Here is a 17,346-nt window from a genome sequence, read left to right on the forward strand (position 1 = left end):
TGACAGACCGTCGATTCACGACTCACCCCCTTAGCGGAGACGAGCTATGTCGAATCATGTGTACAAGCAAATCGAATTGGTGGGTTCTTCCACCACCTCAACGGATGACGCCATCGCCAAGGCGATCGAGCGCGCATCCGAAACGCTGCGCAACCTGGATTGGTTCGAAGTCACCGAAGTACGAGGCCATATCAAGGACGGCAAGGTGGCCCATTGGCAGGTCGGTTTGAAAATCGGCATGCGTCTCGAAGGCAACGAGTAATCCTTCCACTGATCGTTCTTTGAGCAGCGCTTGCAAGTGCTTGTCGGATAAGAAGTTTTCAGGCTTGTTATCCGACTGTTCATAGGCTTGTCCACATTCGATGGGGACAAGCCTGTTCGCTTATCCCCATTCCTTGGACCCGTTGGCAGAGACCGCCTCACGATGCGGCCGCTCGCGCGCCGCTGGGCGTTTATTGCCCGCTACCTCCAAGTGCTTGGCAGATAAGGGATTTTGGCGACTGCCCGCATACTGTCCTCAGCCTTATCCACATTTGACGGGGACAACTTCACGCTGCAAACCCCGGTGCTGGGCCTTTATTGCCCACCCCCTGCAGGTGCTTGATATCAATGCGCTTTTCGCACCTGCCCTCAAACTGTCCTCATGCTTTTCCACAGAATGCTGGGACAAATAAAGCGTCGGGCCGGCGCGCCGCTAAGTGCTGGTCGGACATCCAGCCTTTTCGGGGATAAGTTCGGTGAAACTCATCCAAAAGATCGATTGCGCATTGTTTGATCAAGCCTCGCAAGTGCTTGGCGGGGCAGGGATTTTTGACAGTGCCCCAACACTGTCCTCAGCCTTCTCCACAGATGGCGGGGATAAGTTTCAAGCGGGGTCGGCGCGAAGCAGTAAGCGGTTCGAGCGCGCGTTGCATTGACGGGCGAGCGCGCCGTCGACGCAGTCCAAACAGAAGGCGTAAAAAAAGCCCCCCGACGTGTCGAGGGGCTTGATCGCCCGGAGGTAGATCGGGCGATCGGTGCCGGCGGGCATGGGGCCCTGCCGGCAGCGGCGGCAATCAGGGGTTCAGTTTCTTGACCCAGTCCACGTAGCGGTCCACCCAGCCTTGCAGAAACTTGCGGGTGCCTTCGTTGGTGATCGTGTATTGGTCGTCAATCAAGCCTTCGGAATATTGCAGGAAGACTTCGGGCGTGGTCAGCGCGTTGGCGCCTTCGGCGGCGAGGATGTTGCGCAGGTGCTGCTGCATCATTGCCGTGCCGGCGGCGCTGGGCGATGCGCCCACGATACCGACCGTCTTGCCCGCCCAAGAGTTTTGGCCCCATGGGCGCGTACCCCAATCGATGGCGTTCTTGATGGCGGCGGGCACCGAACGGTTGTGTTCCGGCGAGACGAAAAGTATGCCCTGCGCGTCGGTGATCTGTTGCTTGAGTTTCGCGGCGGGGGCGGGCAGGTTGTTTTCGTTGTCTTGGTTGTACAGCGGGATGTCGCCCAGGCTCACGTATTCGAACTTGAAGTCCGGCGGAACCAGCTTTTCCAGCGCACGAGCCAATCGCAAATTGATCGAGGCGGCGCGCAGGCTGCCGACGAAAACTGCAATCTTGTAGGTGCTCATGGGCGAATGCTCCAACGTGAAAGGGAAGGCTCAGTGTAGACCTGCTCTGCGATGCGCTCAATCATCTGCGCGTTATGTCGTAATGCAAAATGTGTCGCCGCCATGCCTGCCGCCGCGCCGGACTCAGGACATCAGGCTGACATGCGCCGACACTACGCGCCAGCCTGCGGGCGTGCGCATCCAGGTCTGGCTTTGGCGGCCGATGCGGTCGCTGCCTTCGCGCTTGAATTCGATGTTGGTGGTGGCGAAGTCCTTGCCGTAGGTGGTGATCGCAGTGCGCAGAACCTGGCGCGCCAGACCTTGCGGGGAACGGCTGGCGCGAAATTCGCGGATGGCGTCGTAGCCATAGAGGTTCTCGCCCGCGCCGTAGCGCAGCGTGTGCGGGCTATTCCAGAACAGCGAGTCCAGTGCCTCGACGTCATTGCTGACCAGCGCAATCTCATACCGTTCGAAGGCGGCCGTGACCTCGGCAACGATGTCGGGCAGGTTGATGTCCATCTGTCTTTCTCCGGTTGCACCAGCTTGGTGCGTTAAGTAGGGGTAATCACCAATATGGTGAGTGCTGCGGTGCGCAAGATCTGGCGCTCGTCGCGACTTTGTCATTGCTGCCTGGGGAATGCTGCGGCGCAAGGCTGGCACGGGGATTGCTAGGGTTAACACTGCATAACAAGCTGCACCGTTGTAGAGGAGTTTTCGTCATGTCCAGTTCCGCTGTTTCCGCCCCGGTCACCATGCTGGTCACCCGTCACATCGCGCCCGAACGCTATAGCGATTTTCTGTCCTGGATGCGCCAGGGCGAAATCCTGGCGGCGGGGTTTCCTGGTTTTTTGGGGTCGGGCGTGCTGCAACCGCCCGAGGGCGGAGACCAGTACCAGATCGTGCTGCGCTTCACCGACGAGGCGAGCCTGTTGCGTTGGGAAAAATCGCTGCCGCGCCGTATGTGGCTGGAACGCGGATCGAATCTGGTGCGCGCCAGCCATGAACACCGGGTCAGTGGAACGGACGGCTGGTTTGCGCCCAAGGCCGCCAGCGCGCCGCCGCGCTGGAAGCAGGCCGTCAGCATCTGGCTGGCTTATTTTCCGGTGCTGTTGGTGTTCTCGATTCTGGTCAACGAGCACTTGAGCGTCCTGCCGGTGTTCTGGCGCGTCCTGATCACAAGCGTGATATTGACGCCCATCATGGTGTTCATCTGCATCCCGGTCATCTCGCGCGTATTGCAACGGTGGTTGCGGGCGGGGTGATCGCGGCGCACGTTCACGCTGCCTTGGCGTGCCGGCTGGAATATAGTCGGTGCAGCGTGATCTTGCGCACGGCGTTCTGGCTGTCGCGGATGTGCGCTTGCAGCAGCTGCGTGGCCAGGGCGCCGTCGCGGGCCAGCACGGCGCGCAGGATCGCGCCGTGTTCCTCGTAGGTGTGGTCGATGCGGTCGGGCAGCGTGAAGTCAAGCCGGCGCACGATGCGGATACGTTCGGTGGCCGCGCGGTGTACGCGCGAAATCTCGGGGTTGCCGGCGGCGGCGACCAGCTCGATATGAAAGCGCTCGTCCAGGTCGGCCAACCATTCGCCGTCGCTGGATCTCTCGCTGGCGTCGACCAGCCACGTGTCGGCCAATGATTGCAAGGCGCGCAGCGGATCGGGGATCTGCGCGGGCGTGCACAGGGCATTGACGGCGGCGGTTTCGAGCACGCTGCGCAGCTCGTAGAAGTGGTCCAGCGTGTTGAAGTCCAAGGGCTTGACCAGCCAGCCGTTGCGCTGCCGCACTTCAAGATACCCTTCGCGCTCCAGCCGGAACAGCGCTTCGCGCACCGGCGTGCGGCTCACTTGCAGCCGGTCTGCGATTTCTGTTTCGGTGAAGCGATCGCCCGGCGCCAGCCGGAAATCCAGGATGTCGCGTTTCAAGGCGCCATAGGCCGTGTCGGCCAAGGTGCGCGGCATGTCGATGGCGGCGAAAGCGGATTCCATAGCGGGCCTTGAATTTGAAAGAGGGGTTGGGTCGGCAGCGACGAACAGGCGGCGTCAGACCTGGCGCACGCACGCCGCGCCGGCGCCTTCCAGCGCGTGGGCGGCAGCCAGGCAATCGGCTTCGCGCCAGGGCGCGCCGATCAGTTGCACGCCCAGCGGCAGGTGGCCGTCTTGCTCGGTTTCGGGCCAGATGGGCGCGGTGCAGACGGGCAGGCCGATGCAAGAGATGGGTTGCGTCAACAGCCCCATGCTGGCGCGCGCGGGCAATTCCTTGCCGGCCAGTGTCAGCCAGTCCGTGCCGATGGGCGTGGCGGAGACGGGCGTGGCCGGCGCGATCAGCACGTCGTACTGGTCGAACAGCGCAAGCGCTTCTCGGTAGACGCGGTGGCGGATGCGTTGGGCCTGCTGCACCCAGGCTGCGGGCACCAGGCTGCCGGCGACGAGGCGGTCGCGCGAATAGGGTTCGTAGTAGTCGTAGTGCGTGACCAGCTTGCGCCGATGCAACGCGCCGCCTTCGGCCGCAGTGATGATGAAGGCGGCGGCGCGCGCCTGCGTGGCGCCGGGCAGGTCGACGATGGCGGTGGCGTTCAGCGCGCGCGCGGCGATCTGCACGGCGCGCTTGGCCTGCGGGCCGGCCCACTCGTCGAAGTAGCCACCCAGCACGGCCACGCGCAGCGTGCGCGCGCCGGCAGCAAGCCCGGGCAATACGGGATCCACGGCGTGTTGGGCGCAGGCGGCATCTTCCGGATCGGGGCCTTGCAGCGCATCGTAGGCGGCGGCCAGATCGCTGGCGCTGGCGGCGAAGGGGCCGAGGTGGTCCAGGCTGCCGACGAACGGAAACGAACCCGTGCGAGGCAGGCGGCCGTAGGTGGGCTTCAAGCCGAAGACGCCACACAGCGATGCCGGCACGCGGATGGAGCCGTTGGTGTCGGACCCCAGTGTCAGCGGCACCAGGCCGCCCGCGACGGCGGCCGCGCTGCCGCCCGACGATCCGCCCGCGATGCGGCTGAGGTCGTGCGGGTTGTGGCAAGGACCGTAATGCGTGTTCTCGGTGGTGAAGCCGTAGGCGTGTTCGTCCATGTTCAACGCGCCGATCAGCACGGCGCCGGCCTCGCGCATGCGGCTGACCAGGCGGGCGTCGTGGGTGGCGGGCGGGTTGGCGGCATTGACGCGGCCGCCCGCCAAGGTCACTTCGTCCGTGATGTCGAACAGGTTCTTGACGGCGTAGGGCACGCCCGCCAGCGGCGGCAAGCTTTCACCGCGTGCGCGGCGGGCGTCGATGGCGGCGGCTTCCTGGCGCGCGCGGGCTTCGGTGACGGCGGTAAAGCAGTTGTAGCGCGGGTCGCGTTCGCGCACGCGCGCCAGGGTGCTGTCCAGCACGGCCACGGCGCTGCGTTCGCCGCTGGCCACCTGGCGGGCGATGTCGAGGGCGGGGCCGCTCACGGACGGAACACCGAAGCGGATTCCAGCTCGACGGGCAGCGGCTCGTCGACAAAGCTTGCCGCGATGTCGTGAATGCGCGCGAACTGCTGCACGACCTGTTCGGTCGCGGCCTCGCGCAGCGCGTAGCCGGACAGCGCCAAGGCGCTGCGCACGTATTGATCGATGGTTTCCTGGGTCATGGCGGATTCTCCCGATAGACGCGTTGATGGCTTGCCGGTTCAGGGCTGAATGACGAGGCGGCGGCCTGGCTTACCTGCGCACTTCGCGCTGGAAGATCTCCAGGCTCAGTTTCTTCATCTGGATGAAGCTGGGCTCGGACAACGTTTCCACCGTGCGCGGACGCGGGTCGGTGTAGTCCAGGATCTCCGCGACGCGGGTGGGGCGCTTGGTCAGCAGCAGCACCTGATCGGCCAGGTACACGGCTTCTTCCAGGTCGTGCGACACCAGCAGCATCGTCGTGCCCGTCTGCAAGAACACCTCTTGCAGCTTTTCGCGGATGAACAGCGTCATCTCGAAGTCCAGCGCCGAAAAGGGTTCGTCCAGGAACAGCACTTCGGGCCCGGGCGCCAGGGCTCGCATGATGGAGGCGGTCTGCTGCTGTCCGCCCGACAGCTCATAGGGATAGCGCTTGAGGTCGAACTTGACGTCGAACGAGGCGACCAGCTCTTCCACGCGCGCATCCACCTCGGCCTTGCTGCGGCCTTCCAGGCGCAGCGGGTAGGCGATGTTGTCGATGGTGCGCAGCCACGGGAACATGGCCTCGCGGTAGTTCTGGAACACGTAGCCGATCTTGGTCTGCGCGAGCGACTTGCCGTCGAACAGGATCTCGCCGGCATCGATGGGAATCAGGCCGGCGATCATGTTGATCAGCGTGGACTTGCCGCAACCGTTGGGCCCGAAGACCGAGACGATCTTGCCCTTGGGGATGTCCAGGTTGAAGTCTTCGTACAGCGGCCAGCCCGCGAAATACTTGGTCAGACCACGGATGGTGATGTGCGTGCCCAGCGGGCCGGGCGAGAACGGCGCGGCGGCGGGGGCGGGGGCGATGACGGGATTGATGACGGTGGACATTATCGGCCGCTCCAGTGAACCACGCGCTTTTCCAGCACAAGAAAAAGAATGTTCAGCACATAGCCCAGCGCACCCGCCGCCAGGATCGCCGCGTACATCTCGCGCACGTTCAGCACCTGCTGCGCATTGATGATGCGATTGCCCAGGCCGCTGTCGGAACCGATGAACATCTCGGCTACGATCACGATCACCAGCGCCATCGACACGCCGCTGCGCAGGCCGACGAAGGTGGGTTGCAGGCTTTCCCAGATCAGCACGTCCTTGAAGATCTGCCAGCGCGATGCGCCCATCACGCGGGCCGCCATCACGCGCTGCTTGCGCGCGTTGATGACGCCATAGGCGCTGTTGAACAGGATGACCAGCACGGCGGCGAATGCGGCGATGGCAATCTTGTTCATGTCCGTGACGCCGAAGATCATCAGGAACAGCGGAATCAGCGCGGACGAGGGCGTGGACCGGAAGAAGTCCACCAGGAACTCCACGCTGCGATACGCTTTTTCATTGCTGCCCAAGAGCACGCCCAGCGGCACGCCGATGACGCCGGCGATCACGAAGGCTTGCAACGTGCGGTTCAGCGAAGACAGGAAGTCCCAAAGCAGCGGGCCGCCCGCCAGGCCCTTGGCCAAGGCGACGATCGTGGCGCTGGGCGTGGGCAGCAGCACGGGGCTAACCAGTTGCAGGCGCACCACCAGGTCCCAGATCACGAAGAGCGCCAGCGGGCCGATCAGCGGCAGGAAGCGCGCGCCGTTGAATTTACGAGGCGGCTGACTGGTGGCGGCGACTGTCGAAGGTACGGCGGATGGCGCTTTCATGGCTGTAGCCGTCGTGGCAGAAGTTGCTGTCGATGCGGTCATGGGTCAGCCCTTGTAGAGCATGCTCGACACGTCGACCTTTTGCGCGAAGATGCCCTTGTCGGTGAACAGGTCGAAGAATTTCTGGAAGTACTGGATGTCGCTGGGCGTGAACTCGTTGTAGAGCGTGTAGGCGGCCAGCGGCACTTCTTCGGTCATGGGGCCTTCGATGGCGGTGTAGCCCTTCATGAAGGGGCGCGCCTCGGCCGGCTTGGTGCGGATCAGCTCAATGCCGCGCGCATAGGCCGCGATGAATTTCTTGCTTTCTTCAGGGTGTTTTTTCAGGAACGCGGTGGTCAGCGATGCCGATCCGCCGAACCAAGGCGCCATCGGATCGCCCAGCACGTACTTGGCGATCACGCCGGTTTCCAAGACGCGCGTAGTGCCGTTCAAACGGCCCACCGTGCCCGTGGGTTCCAGCGTGTAGCACGCATCCAACTGGCCGGCGGCAACCGCGGCGACGTGCTGGCTGATCGCCAACTCGACCACGGTTGCCCCGGTTGCGCCGGCGCGCTCCAGTACTGCTTTGGCCAGCGTGGCGTTCTGGATGCCGGGTCCAGATCCGACCTTTTTCCCCTTGAGGTCTGCTATGGATTTGATGGGACTGTCTTTTGCAACGATGAACTCATCCAGCACGTTCTTGGCGTTGCTGGGATTGGACGCAAAAATCTTGAACAGGCCGGGCGAGGCGATCTCGCCGATGGCCAGGTTGGCCGAGCCGGTGCCGTTGGCGCTGCCGTCGGCGCGGCCAGCCAGCATGGCTTCCATGACCTGTTGCGCGCCGGCGAACTTGAGCGGTTCGACGTTCAGGCCCGCTTCCTTGAAGTAGCCTTTTTCGACCGCTGCGTAGAACGGCAAACCCGCCGCGACCGGCCAGAAGCCGATGCGGATCACCGGGCCCGATTGCGCGCGCACCAGCGCGGGCGCGGCCAGCGTCGCGGCGCCCAGGGCCGCGCCCTGGATCAAGCGGCGGCGGGTGGCGTTGAAGGCGAAGGGCGCGTTGCGGTTGATCATGAAGGCTCCTGGAGGGCTTGCAGTGAATGGGGGCGCTGTGCTCGTCTTGTAGACAAGCTTGCATACCAGTCATCAAGCAAAACCCATGCCAGGTTGGCGCAACCGTGCTTCACCCCGGGAAAGCCCGCGCTCGGGCCTCGCGCTGGTGCCGGGCGTGAACCATTTTGGTGCATGACGCACCACTCAAGGGGACGTATCGAGAGCCTGCTCGCTATCCGGTCAGGCGATTGGCCAGTTGCTCGCCGCGCGCCCAACGGCGCAGGTTGTCCACGAACAGGGCGCGCACGCGCGCGCGGTTGCCGTCTGAGAAGCCCGCGCTATGCGGCGTGACGATGACGTTGTCCAGCCCCCATAGCGGGGACTGCGCGGGCAGCGGCTCTTGTTGGAACACATCGAGGAACGCGCCGTCCAGCCGGCCAGAAGACAGCGCGTCGATCAGCGCGGTTTCGTCGATGACGTGTCCGCGCGCCACGTTGATGACCGACGCGTGCGGGGGCAGCTTGGCTAGCGCTCGTCGGTCAACCAGCCCGTGCGTGGCGGCGGTCAAGGGGCAGGCCAGCACCAGCCAGTCGGCATCGGCAAGCAGATCTGGCAGTTCGCCATAGGTTGCGCTGCGGCGCGCGCCGGGCACCGGGGTGGGCGTATGGCGCACCACGGACAGCGTCAGGCCCAGCGCGCCCAGCAAGGCCCCAATGCGCTGGCCGATACCGCCCCAGCCGACCACCACGGCATGCTGGCCCGCCAGGTCGCGCGGGGTGCGATCGCCCAGCAGCGGCCGCCATGCGCGCTCGCGCTGGTCCGCCGCCAACATGGGCAGGCGGCGCGCCAGGGCCAGCACGCCGCCGATGGCGGTCTGCGCGACGACGGCGTCGGTTGCACCTTGCGATGTGGTGATGGCCACGCCGCGCGCATGCAGCTGCTGATAGATGTCGCGGTCCGCGCCCGCCGAATGCACGTGCACCCATTGCAGCGCGGGCGTGTCGCGCAGCGCATCGTAGTAAAGCGCCGTCTCGGGCGTGATCTCGAACTTGGTCGAAGCGCCCGTGATGTCGCGCGAGATGAAGGCCACCTGCGCGTCGCAGGCTTGACCGGCGCGCGGATGGCGCAGCGTCACGCGCGGCCCCGCGCCGCTTGCCAGGGCCTGCTGTAGCGCCCCGGCCTCGGCTGGTGAACACAGGATGCGGATGTCGTCGTGCGGCATGGGAGGCTTAGTTGGCGGCGGGTTGGAATTTGCGCACCAGCGCCGCCCACTTGTCGTGTTCGCGCTGGATGAACTCGGAAAACTGCGCCGCCGAGCCGCCCACCGGTTCCGCGCCTTCGTTGAGCATCTGCGCATTCAGCGCCGGCAGCGCCGCGTTCACTTCGCGGTTGATCGTCGCCACCACGGCGGGCGGGGTGCCCTTGGGCGCGAAGAATCCGAACCACGATCCGGCGTCAAAGCCGGGATAGCCGGATTCCGCGATGGTCGGCAAGTCGGGCAGGGTGGCCGAACGCTGCAAGGTGCTGACCGCCAGCGGACGCAGCTTGCCCGCGCGGATCTGGCCGATCACGGACGGGATGGTCGCGAACATGAAATCGATGCGTCCGGCCAGCAGATCGTTGACGGCGTCGGCGCCCTTGTAGGGCACGTGGGTAGCTTCCACGCCCAGTTGATCCATCAGCATGTAGCTGGACAGGTGCGACGAGGTGCCCACGCCGGTCGAGCTGTAGTTCAGGTGCTTGGCCTTTTTGACGTAGGCAAGAAAACTCTTGATGTCCTTGGCGGGCGAGGACGGCGGCACCACCAGTACATTGGGCACCGTGGCGATCTGCACCATCGGCACCAGGTCGGTCAGCGGGTCGAAGGACAGCTTGGTCAGCGAGGCGTTGACGGCGATGGGGCCCACGGAGTTGACGATCAACGTGTGCCCGTCGGGCGCCGCGCGCACCACGAATTCCGTGCCGATGTTGCCGCCGGCCCCAGGCTTGTTCTCCACGACGAAGCTTTGCCCCAGCTGCTTGGACAGCGTGTTCGATACGCTGCGAGTGAGCGTATCGGTGGTGCCCCCGGCCGTGAAGGCGACGATGACCTTCACGGGTTTGTCGGGATAGTCGGCGGCCATCACGGGCGGGGAACTACAGGCGTAGGCTGCCGCTGCGGCGGCGAGCAAGGCTCGGGCAGTGTTCATCGGTGTCTCCGTCCGTGGTTGTGGTTTGGACATGCGAGCGCCGTGCCGCCACGTCGGCCAGCGCTTTGGGTAATCAGGTGTCGTTCGTCAGCAGCTCGGTATCAATCCCGGAACCCGGGATCCATGCGATCCAGCTTGCGCAGCAGGGCCGGCCATTCCATGACGCCATAGGGGCGTCGGGTGCCGGGCTGATAGTTGTTCCAGGTCTCTTCCAGCACGGCCGGGCTGACCTGCCTCAGCGGCGAGCCGGTGGCCATCGCCGCCAGTTGCGCGCGGCAGGCCAGTTCCAGACGGTGCATCCAGTTGAAGGCTTCGCCCACCGTGCGGCCGACCGTCAGCGCGCCGTGGTTGCGCAGGATCAGCGCTTCGCCCTGGCCCAGGTCCTGCAACAGCGATTGCTGCTCTTTCAGGTCCAGCACCACGCCCTGGTAATCGTGATAGCCGATCTTCAGGAAGCGCATGGCGGTCTGCGTCAGCGGCAGCAGCCCGCAGTCCAGCGAGGCCACCGCCATCGAAGCCCAACTGTGCGTATGGATCACACAGTCCACGTCATGGCGCGCCGCATGCACGGCGCTGTGGATCACATAGCCGGCCTTGTTGATGCCGTAGCCCATGTCGCCGAAGTCGGGCTTGGACAGGATGGCGCCGTCCAGGTCCACCTTGATCAGGCTGGACGCGGTGATCTCTTCGTACATCATGCCGTAGGGGTTGATGAGGAAGGCGTTGTCCTCGCCCGGCACGCGCGCCGAGATGTGGTTGGCCATCATGTCGGCCATGCCATAGAGCTCGACCAGGCGATAACAGGCGGCCAGGTCCACGCGGGCCTGCCATTCCTGGTCGGTGCAGTGCGGCCGCATGGAAGGGATGGGAAGCGTGCCCGGGCGTCGGGAATCAGATGTCATCGGTTTTCAAGAAGGTCCGTCGCCCCGGCCCGATGCCGCAGCGTTCATGAAAACACTGTATGCCTGGGATCCCGGCCGGCCTAGGCATGCGGCCGGCATGGGGCCATCACGAATCCAGAAGGGTGGCGCCGGGCCAGCCGCCGTGGCGCACCTGCGCGCGCATCACGTCCACCAGCACGACGCGCGCGGCCAGCGCGGCGGGCGACACAGTTCGTCGTCGTTGATGCAGTAAACGGCGTTGCGGCGGAACAGGAACGGGTCGTCGATGGGGTGCATGTTCAAGAGGCCGGTCTCGGCCCGCGCGACGGCGGCCCCCGGCTGGATGGTGGCGATGGGATTGGCCTGCACCAGATCCATCAAGGTCGTCAGGCCGTCCACCTCGACCGCCACCCAGGGTTCGATGCCCGCGCGTTCGAAAGCCGCTTCGACCCAGGTGCGCAGGCCATGCGCCTTGCTGGTGACGGCCAGCGGCAGGCCGGCCAGTTGGTCGATGGTGGCCGGTTCGCCGTCGGGCAGGGCGAACACCCCGCGCGGCGCCAGGAGGAACAGTTTTTCGTCCAGCACGGGGATCGCGCTGCGGCCCTGGCCGCTGTCGTTCTGGAACAGCACGGCCAGATCCAGACGCCGGCTGTTGAGCTGTTCGCCCAGATTGCCGGACAGGCCCTCGACCAGATGCAGCCGCACGTTGGGGTAGCGCTCGGCCATCGCCGCATAGAAGGGCCGGGCCAGCATCGACGCGGTGGTGGGCGCAAAGCCCACGCTCACCATGCCGGACAGGCGGGCTTCGCGCGCGGCCGCCACGGCGTGTTCCGCGTGGCGCAGGGTCAGCCGGGCCTGCCGCAGGAACGCCGTGCCGGCAGCGGTGGGCACGACGCCGGTGTGCGTGCGCATCAGCAACCGCGTCGCCAGCTCGCTTTCCAACCGGCTGATCTGCTGGCTGAGGGCCGAGGCGACCACGCCCAGATCGCGGGCGGCGCGGCCGATGCTGCCCAGTTCGGCGACGCGCACGAAGTAGCGGAGTTGGCGGAGTTCCATGGTCTTCAAAACGGGGACGGCGATTGCGGATAGTAGCGGCCCGTGCGCGAAAGTGGCGCGGATTCTTCCGCGGTTTCCGTTCAAAAAAATGTCAGGTATCTGAATTTGGGCTGAAACCCAAACGAAAATTGTTTACACTCGCATCCACAAAATTTGAAGTCGGAACGGTCCGCCGTGGGGGCGGATACCGTTCGAGTTACGGGAGAAAGTCGATGCGCAAGTTGTTGTTGGGAGCGGTGTTGGCCGCCGCGGTGTTCGGGGGAACGGCCCATGCGGCGGTGGAACCTCGCGCCGTCGTCGCCACCTATTCGGATCTGGCGCTGGCGGGCTATGAAGATTCGCTGGCCGCCGCCAAGACGTTGCGCACCGCCATCAACGCGCTGGTCGCCAAGCCCAGCCCCGACACCTTGCAGGCCGCTCGCCAGGCGTGGCTGGCCGCGCGCGTGCCGTATCAGCAGACCGAGGCCTACCGCTTTGGCAACCCGATCGTCGACGACTGGGAAGGCCGCGTGAATGCCTGGCCGCTGGACGAAGGCCTGATCGACTACGTCGATGCCTCCTACGGCACCGACAACGACGAAAACGCGTACTACTCGGTCAACGTCATCGCCAATTCCAAGATCTCGGTCGGCGGCAAGACGGTGGACGTCAGCAAGATCACGCCGCAACTGCTGTCCGAGGTGCTGCATGAAGCCGACGGCAACGAAGCCAACGTGGCCACCGGTTATCACGCCATCGAATTCCTCTTGTGGGGTCAGGACCTGAACGGCACCGGCCCCGCGCCGGCCGACCGCAAGGGCACGCCGCAAGAGCGCCATGCCGGCAATCGTCCGCACACGGACTTCGACACCAAGCAATGCACGGGCGGCCACTGCGAACGCCGCATCGAATTCCTGAAAGCCGTGACCGACCTGCTGGTGACGGACCTGGAAGAAATGGTGGGCAACTGGAAGAAGGACGGCGCGGCGCGCAAGGCCGTAGAGGAAGATCCGAAGGCGGGCCTGATCGCCATGCTGACCGGCCTGGGCAGCTTGTCGTACGGCGAACTGGCTGGCGAACGCATGAAGCTGGGCCTGATGCTGCACGATCCCGAAGAAGAGCACGATTGCTTCTCGGACAACACCCACAACTCGCATTACTACGACCAGATCGGCATTCGTAATGTGTACCTGGGCACCTACACCCGCATCGACGGCAAGCAGGTCACGGGCGCCAGCCTGTCCGAGCTGGTCAAGGCGCGCGATCCCAAGCTGGATGCCGAAGTGCGCGCCAAGCTGGACGCCACCGTGGCGGCCATGCAGGCGATGAAGACGCGCGCTGAAACGGTCGAAACCTATGACCAGATGATCGCGGACGGCAATAAGGAAGGCAACGCCGTGGTGCAGGCCGGGATCGATCGCCTGGTCGATCAGACGCGCAGCCTGGAACGCGTGATCACCCTGCTTGAGCTGGGCAAGGTTGCCATCGAAGGTTCTGACAGCCTGGACAAACCCGACGCCGTATTCAAGTGAAATTCGTTCTAGCCGCCGTACTGGCGGCGTCGGCGCATGCCGGCGCCGCCGCCGCCACCGAAGTGCCTGCCGGGCGTGATGACCTGTCGCCCGAAGACCAGAAACGCGTCACCGCCATCACCGCGCCCACGCGCGACTTCTCCAAGGTGGAAACCTTCGAGACCATGCAGGCCGGGGCGGCGACCACCAACAAACTGATCAACGCCGATATCTTTTCGCAGCCGTCGGCCAACATGAGCTTCGAAGGCCGCCAGGAATTCCAGGTGGGCAACGGCCTGTTCCGCAAGGATTGGGTGTCCGCGCCGGCCTCGACGCAGGCCTCCGACGGCTTGGGCCCGCTGTTCAACGCGCGCTCCTGTCAGGCCTGTCATACCAAGGACGGACGCGGTACGGTGCCGGGCTTCGATCCGCTGGAACGCACCGATGCCGTGGCGCTGTTGCTGCGCCTGGCCGTGCCGCGCGGGCCCGACCGTGGCCATCCCAAGCTGGCCCCCGGTGAACTGGCCGAGCTGCCGGAACCCGTCTACGGCGTCCAGTTGCAGAATTTCGCGGTGGCCGGGCTGCCCGCCGAAGGCCGCATGGAAATCGATTACGAGCCGATCGCGGTGGCCCTCAATGGCGGCGAAACCGCCACCTTGATGAAGCCCACGTATCGCATAGAAAATCTGGGCTATGGCCCTATGCGCGCCGACACGCAGATCTCGCCGCGCCTGGCGCCGCCCATGATCGGCCTGGGCCTCTTGGAATCCATCCACGAAGCCGACATCCTGGCCAACGTGGGGGCGGACAAGCGCGATGGTATCGTCGGCAAGCCCAACTGGGTGACCGACGCCCGCACCGGCGCGCGCGTGCTGGGCCGCTTCAATCTGAAGGCGGGCCAGCCCACCGTCGAGCAGCAGAGCGCCGCCGCGTTCTCCAACGATATGGGCTTGTCCACGCCGCTGTTCCCCAAGCATTCGGGCGATTGCACGCCCGCCCAGAAGCAGTGCCTGGACATGCCGCACGGAGCGCAACCGCGTTTCGGGCCGGAAGAAGTGCCGGCCAAGCTGATGGACTTCGTGACGATCTACTCCACCAATCTGGCGGTGCCGCAACGCCGCGACGCGGACGACGCGCGCGTGCTGGCCGGCAAGAAGCTGTTCTACGAAGCCAATTGCGTGGCCTGTCACGTACCCAAGTACGTGACCAGCCGCAACGCCAAACAGCCCGAGCATCGCTTTCAGCTGATCTGGCCGTATACCGACATGCTGGTGCACGACATGGGCGACGATCTGGCCGATGGCGTGTCCGACGGCCAGGCCAACGGGCGCGAATGGCGCACGCCGCCGCTCTGGGGCATCGGCCTGACCAAGACGGTGAATCCGTCGGCGACTTGGCTGCACGATGGCCGCGCGCGCACCTTGCTGGAAGCCGTGCTGTGGCATGGCGGAGCCGGCAAGCCCGCGCGCGACCGCGTGGTGGCGATGACGCCGGACGAGCGCGCCGACCTGATCCGTTTCCTGGAGTCGCTTTGATGGCATTTTTCAAGCAAGCCGATGTGATCGGCGCCGGCATCAAGGCTCGCGGAATCAAGGCCGCTCTGGCCGCGATGCTGCTTGCCGCGCCGCTGTCCGCCCACGCCGAACTGCCCGCCGACCTGGGCGAGCGCCTGGCACGCGATTACGCGCGTCCCGCCGTTACCGGGATGGTGGATGCCGCCGGCGCGCTCGATGGGGCGCTGGGTGCTTGGTGCGCCAAGCCGGATGCAGCGGGCGCGACGCGCGTGGCCGATGCCTATACGCAGTTGGCGCTGGCCTGGTCGGGTGTCGAGATTCTGCGTTTTGGGCCGCTGGTGCAAGCCAACCGTTACGAGCGGCTGGCGTTCTGGCCTGACACGCGCGGCGTGATGCCCCGGCAGGTGCAGCAACTGATTGCCGCCCAGGACGCCGCCTTGCTCGCGCCCGGCGCGCTGGCCGGACGCAGCGTTGCGGTGCAAGGGCTGCCCGCGTTGGAATACGTGCTGTACGGCGAGCCCGCGCTACTCAAGCAGATGGGCGCGCCCGACTTTGCCTACGCCTGCGGCTATGCCCGCGCGGTGGCTGCGAACGTGTCGACGATATCGCGCGATGTGGCGCAGGCCTGGAGCCCGCAAGGCGATTTCGGCCGCCAGTTTGCCAAGCCGCAAGCCGGCAACGAGCTGTACCGCGATCCCCAGGAAATTGCCGCCGAAGCCATGAAGGCGCTGTCCACGGGCCTGCAATTCGCCCGTGACGTGAAGATTCAGCCGGTGCTGGGCGATTCGCCCGACGCGGCGCGCCCCAAGCGGGCGGCGTTTTGGCGCAGCGGCTTGTCCACGCGCTTGCTGGTGGCCAACCTGGAGGGGTTGAAGGCGTTCTACCAGGCCGGCGCGTATGCCTTGCCGGCCGGCAACGCCTGGATCGACGACTCGGTGCGCGGTGAATTGCAGTCGGCCGCGCAGGCCTTGCAGGCGGTGCCCGCGCCGCTGGAGGCCGCGTTGCAAGACGAAGACGGCCGGCGCCAGTTGCTGCTGGCCTCGCTGACCCTCAAGAATGCCAAGGCCATCGTCGATCAGGACCTTGCGCCGGCGCTGGGCGTCACCATCGGATTCAATGCGCTCGATGGTGATTGACCGCCGCCGCTTCCTGTTGATGGCGACGGCGTTGGGCCTGTCGCCCGCCGCTGCGCGCGCGGTGCTGCCCGCCGATGGCGGTGCGCTGTACCTGAGCGCCCGCAAGCGCGGCGGCCGCGACGAAGCGGTGTTGTTGGACGAGGCTGGCCACGACCGCCTTGTGGTGCCGATGCCCGCGCGCGGCCACAGTTTTGCCATCGACGCCGCGCACGAGCGCGCCGTGGTGTTCGGACGCCAGCCAGGATTTTTCGCCGTGGCGTTTTCGCTGCGCGAGGGCCGTGAGCGCCACGCCTTGCCCGTACCGGACGAACGGCACTTCTTCGGCCACGGCGTTTTCGTGGATGGGGGGCGCTTGCTGGCCGCCACCGAAAATGATTTCGAGGCCGGGCGCGGCGTGCTGGGCCTTTACGACGCCTCGCCGGGCGGTGCGTGGCGCCGCGTCGGTGAATTCGATTCGGGTGGCATCGGCCCGCACGAGGTATTGCTGATGCCCGATGGCAAGACGCTGTGCGTCGCCAACGGCGGCATCCTCACCCATCCCGATTACGGCAAGCTTGAGCTGAATCTGGACACGATGCGGCCGTCGCTGGCCTATATCGATGCGGCCAGCGGCCAACTGCTGGAAAAGGTCGAGCTGGCCCCCGCGCTGCATCGCTTGTCGATCCGGCATCTGGCGCTGGCGGCCGACGGCTGCGTGTGGTTCGGTTGCCAGTACATGGGTCCGGCGGCGGACCGGCCCGCGCTGGTGGGGCGGCATCGCCGGGGCGCACCGCTGGAACTGTTCGAAGGGCCAGCCGAGACGCTGCGCAACATGCGCAATTACGTGGGTTCGGTGACGGTGGATGCGGCAGGTGCCGTCATCGCCACGTCCAGCCCGGTGGGCGGGCAGGTGATGTACTGGGATGCGGGCAACGGCCGCTGCCTGGGCACGACGCAACTGCCTGATGGCTGCGGCGTGGCGCCCGCAAGCCGGGAGGGTTTCTTGATCAGCAGTGGCCTGGGTGCAATGCTGCGCGCCGCCCCGGCCGGGGCAGAAACACCGGTGCTGCCGCGGTCGCGCGAGATTTCGTGGGACAACCACTTCCGCATCGTCCCGGCCTGAGGGCGCGGGCGCTGGACGTGATGGGCACGCCCATCCCGACACCTTCGC

17 protein-coding genes and 1 pseudogene are annotated in these 17,346 nt (G+C 65.6%); 6 read left to right on the forward strand and 12 right to left on the reverse strand.

Features of this window, described 5'->3' with window-relative positions:
* Positions 1 to 46 precede the first annotated feature (46 nt).
* Positions 47 to 262 carry a dodecin gene (locus API01S_RS00485; protein ID WP_006220672.1) on the forward strand — a complete coding sequence of 72 codons (216 nt, stop codon included), beginning with the start codon at positions 47 to 49 and terminating at the stop codon, positions 260 to 262.
* Positions 263 to 1,055: 793 nt separating this feature from the next.
* On the opposite strand, the gene API01S_RS00490 is transcribed toward API01S_RS00485, so the two are convergent.
* Both API01S_RS00490 and hpxZ read right to left on the reverse strand, forming a co-directional pair.
* Positions 1,056 to 1,610, reverse strand: a complete 555-nt coding sequence (locus tag API01S_RS00490; RefSeq protein WP_050729884.1) for an NADPH-dependent FMN reductase — start codon at positions 1,608 to 1,610, stop codon at positions 1,056 to 1,058.
* Positions 1,611 to 1,733: 123 nt separating this feature from the next.
* Positions 1,734 to 2,108 (reverse strand): oxalurate catabolism protein HpxZ, encoded by a 375-nt coding sequence (gene hpxZ, locus API01S_RS00495; RefSeq protein WP_061302614.1) that lies wholly within the window; start codon positions 2,106 to 2,108, stop codon positions 1,734 to 1,736.
* 200 nt (positions 2,109 to 2,308) lie between these two features.
* On the opposite strand from hpxZ, the gene API01S_RS00500 reads away from it, so the two are divergent.
* Complete coding sequence (locus tag API01S_RS00500) at positions 2,309 to 2,851, forward strand: antibiotic biosynthesis monooxygenase (RefSeq protein ID WP_050729886.1); 543 nt, start codon at positions 2,309 to 2,311, stop codon at positions 2,849 to 2,851.
* Between the two features lie 13 nt (positions 2,852 to 2,864).
* Here the strand turns inward: API01S_RS00500 and API01S_RS00505 are convergent, their stop codons facing one another.
* From API01S_RS00505 to API01S_RS00550, 10 genes and pseudogenes are all read right to left on the reverse strand, one after another.
* On the reverse strand, positions 2,865 to 3,572 hold the full coding sequence (locus API01S_RS00505) for a GntR family transcriptional regulator (RefSeq protein ID WP_061302616.1): 708 nt from the start codon (positions 3,570 to 3,572) through the stop codon (positions 2,865 to 2,867).
* Positions 3,573 to 3,626: 54 nt separating this feature from the next.
* The gene (locus API01S_RS00510; protein WP_061302618.1) at positions 3,627 to 5,015 is read right to left on the reverse strand and encodes an AtzE family amidohydrolase; all 1,389 of its coding nucleotides are present in this window, start codon (positions 5,013 to 5,015) and stop codon (positions 3,627 to 3,629) included.
* Positions 5,012 to 5,194 carry a DUF4089 domain-containing protein gene (locus API01S_RS00515; RefSeq protein WP_006220666.1) on the reverse strand — a complete coding sequence of 61 codons (183 nt, stop codon included), beginning with the start codon at positions 5,192 to 5,194 and terminating at the stop codon, positions 5,012 to 5,014. Before API01S_RS00515 ends, API01S_RS00510 begins: the two co-directional genes overlap by 4 nt.
* A 70-nt stretch (positions 5,195 to 5,264) precedes the next feature.
* Positions 5,265 to 6,086, reverse strand: a complete 822-nt coding sequence (locus API01S_RS00520) for an ABC transporter ATP-binding protein (RefSeq protein WP_006220665.1) — start codon at positions 6,084 to 6,086, stop codon at positions 5,265 to 5,267.
* On the reverse strand, positions 6,086 to 6,898 hold the full coding sequence (locus API01S_RS00525) for an ABC transporter permease (RefSeq protein WP_006220663.1): 813 nt from the start codon (positions 6,896 to 6,898) through the stop codon (positions 6,086 to 6,088). Before API01S_RS00525 ends, API01S_RS00520 begins: the two co-directional genes overlap by 1 nt.
* 45 nt (positions 6,899 to 6,943) lie before the next feature.
* On the reverse strand, positions 6,944 to 7,951 hold the full coding sequence (locus API01S_RS00530) for an ABC transporter substrate-binding protein (RefSeq protein WP_006220662.1): 1,008 nt from the start codon (positions 7,949 to 7,951) through the stop codon (positions 6,944 to 6,946).
* A 211-nt stretch (positions 7,952 to 8,162) separates the two neighbouring features.
* Positions 8,163 to 9,152, reverse strand: coding sequence for a D-2-hydroxyacid dehydrogenase (locus tag API01S_RS00535; protein WP_061302620.1), 990 nt, complete (start codon positions 9,150 to 9,152; stop codon positions 8,163 to 8,165).
* 7 nt (positions 9,153 to 9,159) lie between these two features.
* On the reverse strand, positions 9,160 to 10,119 hold the full coding sequence (locus tag API01S_RS00540; RefSeq protein WP_050729890.1) for a Bug family tripartite tricarboxylate transporter substrate binding protein: 960 nt from the start codon (positions 10,117 to 10,119) through the stop codon (positions 9,160 to 9,162).
* Positions 10,120 to 10,220: 101 nt separating this feature from the next.
* Positions 10,221 to 11,021: a class II aldolase/adducin family protein gene (locus API01S_RS00545; RefSeq protein WP_061302622.1), complete on the reverse strand. Its 801-nt coding sequence runs from the start codon at positions 11,019 to 11,021 to the stop codon at positions 10,221 to 10,223.
* A gap of 106 nt (positions 11,022 to 11,127) precedes the next feature.
* A pseudogene (locus API01S_RS00550) lies at positions 11,128 to 12,056 on the reverse strand (LysR family transcriptional regulator).
* A gap of 212 nt (positions 12,057 to 12,268) precedes the next feature.
* Between API01S_RS00550 and API01S_RS00555 the strand changes: the two are divergent.
* The 4 genes from API01S_RS00555 to API01S_RS00570 are packed head-to-tail and all read left to right on the forward strand — an operon-like array spanning position 12,269 to position 17,298.
* Positions 12,269 to 13,567 carry an imelysin family protein gene (locus API01S_RS00555; protein WP_006220657.1) on the forward strand — a complete coding sequence of 433 codons (1,299 nt, stop codon included), beginning with the start codon at positions 12,269 to 12,271 and terminating at the stop codon, positions 13,565 to 13,567.
* Entirely contained in the window at positions 13,564 to 15,081 is a 1,518-nt protein-coding gene (locus API01S_RS00560; RefSeq protein ID WP_061302623.1) for a di-heme oxidoreductase family protein, read from the forward strand. The genes API01S_RS00555 and API01S_RS00560 overlap by 4 nt, the downstream gene beginning before the upstream one ends.
* The gene (locus tag API01S_RS00565) at positions 15,081 to 16,196 is read left to right on the forward strand and encodes an imelysin family protein (RefSeq protein ID WP_156487037.1); all 1,116 of its coding nucleotides are present in this window, start codon (positions 15,081 to 15,083) and stop codon (positions 16,194 to 16,196) included. The genes API01S_RS00560 and API01S_RS00565 overlap by 1 nt, the downstream gene beginning before the upstream one ends.
* On the forward strand, positions 16,186 to 17,298 hold the full coding sequence (locus API01S_RS00570) for a DUF1513 domain-containing protein (protein ID WP_061302625.1): 1,113 nt from the start codon (positions 16,186 to 16,188) through the stop codon (positions 17,296 to 17,298). Before API01S_RS00565 ends, API01S_RS00570 begins: the two co-directional genes overlap by 11 nt.
* The last annotated feature ends 48 nt before the right edge of the window (positions 17,299 to 17,346 follow it).

This window comes from Achromobacter piechaudii NBRC 102461 (assembly GCF_001571245.1).
Taxonomy (GTDB): domain Bacteria; phylum Pseudomonadota; class Gammaproteobacteria; order Burkholderiales; family Burkholderiaceae_B; genus Achromobacter; species Achromobacter piechaudii.

What these genes read in the sequence shown, in the direction of transcription:
- API01S_RS00525 (WP_006220663.1), bottom strand. Translation starts at nt 6,898, where the DNA reads ATGAAAGCGCCATCCGCCGTACCTTCGACAGTCGCCGCCACCAGTCAG.
- API01S_RS00555 (WP_006220657.1), top strand. Translation starts at nt 12,269, where the DNA reads ATGCGCAAGTTGTTGTTGGGAGCGGTGTTGGCCGCCGCGGTGTTCGGG.
- API01S_RS00500 (WP_050729886.1), top strand. Translation starts at nt 2,309, where the DNA reads ATGTCCAGTTCCGCTGTTTCCGCCCCGGTCACCATGCTGGTCACCCGT.
- API01S_RS00515 (WP_006220666.1), bottom strand. Translation starts at nt 5,194, where the DNA reads ATGACCCAGGAAACCATCGATCAATACGTGCGCAGCGCCTTGGCGCTG.
- API01S_RS00520 (WP_006220665.1), bottom strand. Translation starts at nt 6,086, where the DNA reads ATGTCCACCGTCATCAATCCCGTCATCGCCCCCGCCCCCGCCGCCGCG.
- API01S_RS00540 (WP_050729890.1), bottom strand. Translation starts at nt 10,119, where the DNA reads ATGAACACTGCCCGAGCCTTGCTCGCCGCCGCAGCGGCAGCCTACGCC.
- API01S_RS00490 (WP_050729884.1), bottom strand. Translation starts at nt 1,610, where the DNA reads ATGAGCACCTACAAGATTGCAGTTTTCGTCGGCAGCCTGCGCGCCGCC.
- API01S_RS00545 (WP_061302622.1), bottom strand. Translation starts at nt 11,021, where the DNA reads ATGACATCTGATTCCCGACGCCCGGGCACGCTTCCCATCCCTTCCATG.
- API01S_RS00505 (WP_061302616.1), bottom strand. Translation starts at nt 3,572, where the DNA reads ATGGAATCCGCTTTCGCCGCCATCGACATGCCGCGCACCTTGGCCGAC.
- API01S_RS00530 (WP_006220662.1), bottom strand. Translation starts at nt 7,951, where the DNA reads ATGATCAACCGCAACGCGCCCTTCGCCTTCAACGCCACCCGCCGCCGC.
- API01S_RS00565 (WP_156487037.1), top strand. Translation starts at nt 15,081, where the DNA reads ATGGCATTTTTCAAGCAAGCCGATGTGATCGGCGCCGGCATCAAGGCT.
- hpxZ (WP_061302614.1), bottom strand. Translation starts at nt 2,108, where the DNA reads ATGGACATCAACCTGCCCGACATCGTTGCCGAGGTCACGGCCGCCTTC.
- API01S_RS00485 (WP_006220672.1), top strand. Translation starts at nt 47, where the DNA reads ATGTCGAATCATGTGTACAAGCAAATCGAATTGGTGGGTTCTTCCACC.
- API01S_RS00570 (WP_061302625.1), top strand. Translation starts at nt 16,186, where the DNA reads ATGGTGATTGACCGCCGCCGCTTCCTGTTGATGGCGACGGCGTTGGGC.
- API01S_RS00535 (WP_061302620.1), bottom strand. Translation starts at nt 9,152, where the DNA reads ATGCCGCACGACGACATCCGCATCCTGTGTTCACCAGCCGAGGCCGGG.